Below are 7,464 nucleotides of genomic sequence, written 5' to 3'. Positions count from 1 at the left end.
TTGCGGCGGGGCTCACCTCTTCCCATCTCGAACAGAGAAGTTAAGCCCGCCTGCGCAGATGGTACTGCAATTTTGTGGGAGAGTATGTCGTCGCCTTTCTTTAATCTGAACTCGTTTCAGATTCTATTAAATCCTCATCATTTTGATGGGGATTTTTTGTTTTATTTTTAGAAAAAATAAAGGTAAAATTATCCGAACAGAGAAGTTAAGCCCGCCTGGGCAGATGGTACTGCAATTTTGTGGGAGAGTATGTCGTCACCTTTATTTAATTAGATATTATTTGATAAGACAAGTTCTTTTTTTTATAAGTAACCGTATTCAAAAGGATTGGTTTGGACTTTATTCAATCTGAAACACTTTTCAGATTACTAAATTCTCAATCTTTGATTGGGAATTTTTTTTGGATGAAAGTTATATAGTTTAGTCCGTTGGGTGGAATTAGTTTTTAAGGATAATTTTTCGTCAGTTTGAGTGATTTTTGATAAAAAACCATATTGAAAACAAGAAAAATTTCATTAAAAACGGTTCTCGTTACACTTCAACTTCGTGTAGAATATCGTATCTAGAAGTTTTGTTCCGTTTCTCTACACAAAAAATCCTCGAACTGTCTACTAACAGTGATTAACCCAACGGGTGTAATCTATATTATTATTTGAAAAACAAAGTGTTTGTAAAAAAACATATTTTGGATTAAATAATATTTATTTGGTAAGTTTGGAAAATTAATAAAGTATTTGAAGGACGAAGCACGTGAAGGAATTAAAATTAACCACCTATTTGCTAAATGGTTGGATATCCTTTGATAATGAGCAAGGTGATTACGTTACTATTATGCAAAAAAAACCATCAAATCGAATGAAATGATGGTTGTATAAATTGTTTAATTAAAGATTAGCTAGTTGGCGTTTCTGCTTTTAAAATTTTAACAGAAAGTTCAGTTCCGCCTTCTTCAAAATCCATAAAGATCTCATCGCCTGAACCAATTTTTGAAGTGATTATTTCTTCGGCTAATAAATCTTCTACATATTTTTGAATGGCTCTTTTTAACGGACGCGCTCCAAATTGTCTGTCAAATCCTTTTTCTGCTACGTACGATTTTGCGGCATCGGAAAGATTTAAAGTGTAACCTAATTCTTTGACACGTGCGTACAATTTACTCAATTCAATTTCAATAATAGAATTAATATCTTCTTTTTCAAGCGCATTAAATACAATAACATCATCAATTCTGTTCAAGAATTCAGGTGCAAATGTTTTCTTTAAAGCATTTTCAATAATACTTTTCGAATTATCATCAGCGTTAGAAACTCTGGCTGCGGTTCCAAATCCAACACCTTGTCCAAAATCTTTCAGTTGTCTGGCACCAACATTGGATGTCATAATAATAATCGTATTCTTAAAATCGATTTTTCGTCCCAAACTATCAGTCATAAAACCATCGTCTAAAACTTGCAACATCATATTGAAAACATCTGGATGTGCTTTTTCGATTTCATCTAATAAAACCACACAATACGGTTTGCGACGAACTTTTTCGGTCAATTGACCGCCTTCTTCGTAACCAACATAGCCTGGAGGCGCACCAACTAATCTGGAAATAGCAAATTTTTCCATGTATTCACTCATGTCAATACGAATTAACGCATCTTCAGAGTCAAATAATTCTTTAGCTAAAACTTTAGCCAATTGCGTTTTTCCAACACCAGTTTGTCCTAAAAATATAAAGGAACCAATTGGTCGGTTTGGATCTTTCAATCCCGCACGATTTCTTTGAATGGAACGTGCAATCTTTAACACCGCTTCGTTTTGTCCAATTACCTTATTCTGAATCAATTCTGGTAGTTTGGCTAATTTATTACTTTCGGTTTGTGCCACACGATTTACAGGAATTCCTGTCATCATTGAAACAACATCGGCAACATTATCTTCGGTAACTTCAATTCTATTATTTTTAGAATCATCGTCCCATTGTTCTTGCGCTATGGCTAAATCTTTTTCGATGCGTTTTTCATCATCACGAAGTTTGGCAGCTTCTTCATATTTCTGTCTTTTTACAACCGAATTTTTTAACTCACGAACTTCTTCCAACTGACGTTCCAAATCTAATATTTGTTTTGGAACATCAATATTGGTAATATGAACGCGAGAACCTGCTTCGTCAAGCGCATCAATAGCTTTATCTGGCAAAAATCTTTCAGACATATACCTGTTGGTTAATTTAACACAAGCTTCAATTGCTTCGTCAGTGTAAGTTACATTGTGATGTGCCTCATATTTATCTTTAATGTTGTGTAAAATCGTAATAGTTTCTTCTACAGAAGTGGGTTCTACAATAACTTTCTGAAAACGTCTCTCCAATGCGCCATCTTTTTCGATATATTGACGGTATTCATCTAGTGTTGTAGCACCAATACATTGAATTTCTCCACGAGCCAAAGCTGGTTTAAACATATTGGACGCATCAAGCGAGCCTGTCGCGCCACCAGCACCAACTATGGTATGAATTTCATCAATAAAAAGAATAATATCATCGTTCTTTTCTAGTTCGTTCATCACGGCTTTCATGCGTTCTTCAAACTGTCCGCGGTATTTGGTTCCAGCGACTAAACTAGCTAAATCTAAGGTAACCACTCGTTTTCCAAATAAAATTCTCGATACTTTCTTTTGGATAATTCGCAAGGCTAAACCTTCTGCAATCGCAGATTTACCAACTCCAGGTTCACCAATAAGCAAAGGATTGTTCTTTTTTCGACGGCTTAAAATTTGCGAAACACGCTCAATTTCTTTTTCACGACCTACAACAGGATCGAGTTTACCTTCTTCGGCCATTTCTGTTAAATCTCTCCCAAAATTATCTAAAACTGGTGTTTTGGATTTTTTGTTGGATTTATTGGCAGGATTATTAAAATTATCACCTTTTAAACTGTCATCTTGTCCTGAATCGTCATTAAAAGACGACTCATTTTTAGGAAAATTATCTTGGAAACTTTCTTCGTTTGGCATCATAGTTAAATATTGTTCTTTGGCTATATCGTAGTCAATTTGTAATTTGTTTAATAATTTCGTAGTCGGATCATTTTCGTTCCTTAAAATACAAAGGAGCAAATGTGCCGTACTAATTGAAGTAGCTTGAAAAACTTTAGCTTCTAAAAAAGTGGTCTTTAAAGCCCTTTCGGCTTGTCTTGTCAGATGTAAATTTTTCTTATCGTTGCCCACAATTACGTTTGGATTAGCCGGACTTAATATTTCGACTTTCCGACGTAAATGCTCTAAATCGATAGAAAGATTATTTAAAATAGAAATGGCTTTTCCGTTCCCATCACGCAAAATACCTAACATTAAATGCTCTGTACCTATAAAATCGTGACCCAAACGCAAGGCTTCTTCTTTACTGTAAGTTATTACATCTTTGACTCTTGGTGAAAAATTATCATCCATAGTATAGTATATTGATATTGTAAATTTAGTAATTTATTAAAGCAAAAGCAAAAATCATTCCTGACTAAATCAACTGACAGCTAATTGACAAAAAAATAATGGAAATCAAAAGTTAAATATTAAATTATTTATTAACCAAAAGAGGGTGCTAATTTGTTAATAAAAAGAAGAAATTTCTACTCGTTTCTAATAGAAAAATAATCTAGAAAGCTTATATTAGCAGGATTTTTAAATTAATATAATTAAATAGTAATATAATATGTCTGACGGAGAAAAGTTAATCCCAATTAACATTGAAGACGAAATGAAAACAGCTTACATCGATTATTCGATGTCGGTTATTGTATCACGTGCCTTGCCCGATGTAAGAGATGGTTTAAAACCTGTTCATAGAAGGGTTTTATATGGTATGTACGATTTAGGAGTTTTTTCAAATAAAGCCCATAAAAAATCCGCAAGAATTGTGGGAGAAGTTTTGGGTAAATACCACCCACACGGCGATACATCAGTATATGATGCTATGGTTCGTATGGCACAAGAGTGGAGTATGCGCTACCTTTTGGTAGATGGTCAAGGTAACTTTGGTTCTGTAGATGGTGATAGTCCGGCAGCAATGCGTTACACAGAAGCCAGAATGCGTAAGATTTCGGAAGATATTATGGCCGATATCGAAAAAGAAACTGTTGATTTTCAGTTGAATTTTGACGATACTTTGTATGAGCCAAAAGTAATGCCTACCAAAGTTCCTACCTTATTAATAAATGGAGCAACAGGAATTGCTGTGGGAATGGCAACTAACATGCCGCCACACAATATTACCGAAGTTATCAATGGAACATTAGCCTATCTTGAAAATAATGATATTGAGATAGATGAATTAATGCATCATATTAAAGCACCAGATTTTCCAACTGGTGGAATTATTTATGGTTACGAAGGTGTTCGTGAAGCTTTTAAAACAGGTCGTGGTCGTATTGTAATGCGTGCCAAAGTTGGCTTTGAAGAAGTAGATGGTCGCGAGTGTATTATTGTGACTGAAATTCCATATCAGGTTAATAAAGCCGATATGATTAAGCGTACAGCTGATTTGGTTAATGATAAAAAAATTGAAGGTATTTCCAATATTCGTGACGAATCAGATAGAAATGGTATGCGTATCGTTTATATTTTGAAGCGTGATGCAACTCCGAATGTTGTTTTAAACACATTATATAAGTTTACGCAATTACAATCGTCGTTTTCTGTAAACAATATTGCCTTGGTAAAAGGTCGTCCTCAAATGTTGAATCTAAAAGATTTGATTCATTATTTTGTAGAACATCGTCATGATGTAGTAGTTCGTAGAACACAGTTTGATTTGCGCAAAGCTGAAGAAAGAGCACACATATTAGAAGGATTAATTATTGCATCTGATAATATAGATGAAGTTATTGCCCTAATTCGTGCTTCTAAAAATACCGATGAAGCCAAAGAAAAATTAATAGAGCGTTTTAAATTATCTGATATTCAAGCACGTGCTATTGTAGAAATGCGTTTGCGTCAACTTACGGGTCTTGAACAAGACAAGTTAAGAGCTGAGTATGAAGAAATTAAGAAATTAATCGAATATTTACAAGGATTATTAGCGGATGTTAATTTAAGAACAGCGTTGATTAAAGAAGAATTGGAAGACATGCGTGAAAAATATGGTGATGCTCGTCGTTCGCAAATTGAATATTCTGGTGGCGATGTGAGTATTGAAGATTTAATTGCTGATGAAAATGTGGTAATCACTATTTCGCATGCGGGTTATATTAAGCGTACAAATCTTTCTGAATACAAAACACAAAATAGAGGAGGAGTTGGCCAAAAATCAGCTGGAACACGTGATGCCGATTTCTTAGAGCAAATGTTTACGGCTACGAACCACCAATATATGTTGTTTTTTACCCAAAAAGGGAAATGTTTCTGGATGCGAGTGTATGAAATTCCGGAAGGTAGTAAAACTGCAAAAGGCCGAGCTATTCAAAATTTGATTAATATTGAAAGTGACGATAAAGTAACCGCTTTTATTTGTACACAAGATTTAAAAGACCAAGATTATATAAAAACCCATAACTTAATTATGGTGACTAAAAAAGGTCAGGTTAAGAAAACATCGTTAGAGAAATATTCAAAACCTCGTGTTAATGGTGTTGCAGCCATTACTATTAAAGAAGGTGACGCATTATTGGAAGCCAAATTAACCAATGGCGAAAGTCAGATTTTGATTGCAGGACGATCTGGAAAAATGGTGCGTTTTGAAGAAAGTAAAACCCGACCAATGGGAAGAACAGCTTCTGGAGTTCGCGGAATTACTTTGAAAGATGATGCTGATGAGGTGATTGGCATGGTTTCTGTAAATGATATGGAAAGTGAAATTTTGGTTGTTACTGAAAATGGATACGGAAAACGTTCTTCACTTGACGATTATAGAATAACCAATCGTGGTGGAAAAGGTGTGAAAACATTGAACATGACGGAAAAAACTGGTGCCTTAGTTTCTATTAATAGCGTTACCGATGCCGATGATCTAATGATCATCAATAAATCAGGTTTAACAATCAGGATGATGGTTTCAGATTTACGTGTTATGGGGCGTGCCACACAAGGTGTCCGATTAATAAACATTAAAGGAAACGATTCTATTGCGGCTGTAGCCAAAGTGTTGCGCGAGGAAGAAGAAATAATTAGCGAAATAGTTGATAGGGAAATTTCTGAGGATAATACATCAGAAGAATCAACTAACGAAAATTCAGAAGAAACAGAATCACAAGAAGAATAATAATTAAAAAACCAACAAATGAAATTTAGAAATTTAATTTTAGCAACATCATTGTTAATTTCTGCTGTCACATTTGCTCAAAAAGATGAGTTGAAAGCAGCAGAAAAAGCTTTAAAATCGGGGAATTCTGCAGAAGCAAAATCAATATTATTACAAGCAGAACCTTTAATGGCCAATGCAGAAGTACCACAAAAAGCATTATTCTATTTATTGAAAGGAAATGCAAATTTTGATTTAGCTAAAAAGAAAGTTGATGAATCAAAAAATTTGGTAGATGCTGCAAAAGCATATAATGATTTAGTAGAATTTGAAAAAACATCAAAAAAAATAAAATACACAGCTCAGGCTCAAATTTATATTCAAGATGTTAAAAGAGAACTAACAAATAGTGCTGTAGTTGACAATAAAGATCAAAAATTTAAAGAAAGTGCAGAAAAATTGTACCAGGTATATTTATTGGACAGAAATGATAGTATCATGTTGTACTACGCAGCAGGAAACGCATTAAATGCAAAAGATTATGATTTGTCTTTAAACTATTATAATCAATTGAAAAAAATGAATTATTCTGGAAAAGCAACAAACTATCTTGCAAAAAGTAAGTTGACTGATCAAGTAGATAATTTTTCTTCTTTGTCAGAAAGAGATAAAGCAGTCAAAATTGGAACACATTCAGAACCCAAAACTGAAAATATGCCTTCAAAAAGAGGCGAAATATCAAAAAATATTGCTGCTATTTACATTGAAAAAAATAATATTCCAGAGGCAAAAAGATCTATTGCTGAAGCCAGAAAATTAAATCCAGATGATACTTCTTTAATTATTACTGAAGCAGATTTGTATTTAAAAACTGAAGATTATGCGATGTACAAAAAATTGATTACTGAAGTCGTGGCAAAAAATCCAAAAGATGCAGATTTGTTTTACAACCTTGCTGTTATTTCTTCAAAATCAAAAGATGGAGCTGCGGAAGCTGAAAAAAATTATTTGAAAGCCATTGAAATTGATCCTCAATACAAAAACGCTTACATGAACTTGGCAGTTTTAAAATTGGAGGGTGAAGCCAAATTAGTAGAACAAATGAATAAATTGGGAACTAGCCCAGCAGACAACAAAAAGTTTGATGCATTAAAAGCAAAACAACAAGGACTTTATAAATCTGCTCTGCCTTATTTGGAAAAAGCATACGAACTTTTTGCAGGTGATAAAGATGTAAAAGCTAC

Annotated in this window: 3 protein-coding genes and 1 rRNA gene; 3 read left to right on the top strand and 1 reads right to left on the bottom strand. The window is 33.9% G+C overall.

The window, feature by feature from the left end; translation table 11 throughout:
- Positions 1-99 (top strand): 5S ribosomal RNA (rrf, locus tag RMN92_RS10270); the annotation flags it as partial.
- Positions 100-891: 792 nt separating this feature from the next.
- Here rrf and RMN92_RS10265 read toward each other — a convergent pair.
- The gene (locus tag RMN92_RS10265) at positions 892-3,438 is read right to left on the bottom strand and encodes an ATP-dependent Clp protease ATP-binding subunit (RefSeq protein WP_309609358.1); all 2,547 of its coding nucleotides are present in this window, start codon (positions 3,436-3,438) and stop codon (positions 892-894) included.
- A 259-nt stretch (positions 3,439-3,697) separates the two neighbouring features.
- On the opposite strand from RMN92_RS10265, the gene gyrA reads away from it, so the two are divergent.
- Positions 3,698-6,241, top strand: coding sequence for a DNA gyrase subunit A (gyrA, locus tag RMN92_RS10260; protein WP_309609357.1), 2,544 nt, complete (start codon positions 3,698-3,700; stop codon positions 6,239-6,241).
- Positions 6,242-6,259: 18 nt separating this feature from the next.
- The coding region (locus RMN92_RS10255) for a hypothetical protein (protein ID WP_309609356.1) at positions 6,260-7,464 on the top strand (1,205 nt) is incomplete at its 3' end.

The sequence above is a fragment of the Flavobacterium sp. genome (assembly GCF_031363805.1).
Classification (GTDB): Bacteria; Bacteroidota; Bacteroidia; order Flavobacteriales; family Flavobacteriaceae; genus Flavobacterium.
This window is presented reverse-complemented; position numbering and strand designations above follow the sequence as displayed.

Excerpts from the sequence above, each read along its gene's own strand:
- RMN92_RS10265 (WP_309609358.1), bottom strand. The coding sequence starts at position 3,438 with ATGGATGATAATTTTTCACCAAGAGTCAAAGATGTAATAACTTACAGT.
- gyrA (WP_309609357.1), top strand. The coding sequence starts at position 3,698 with ATGTCTGACGGAGAAAAGTTAATCCCAATTAACATTGAAGACGAAATG.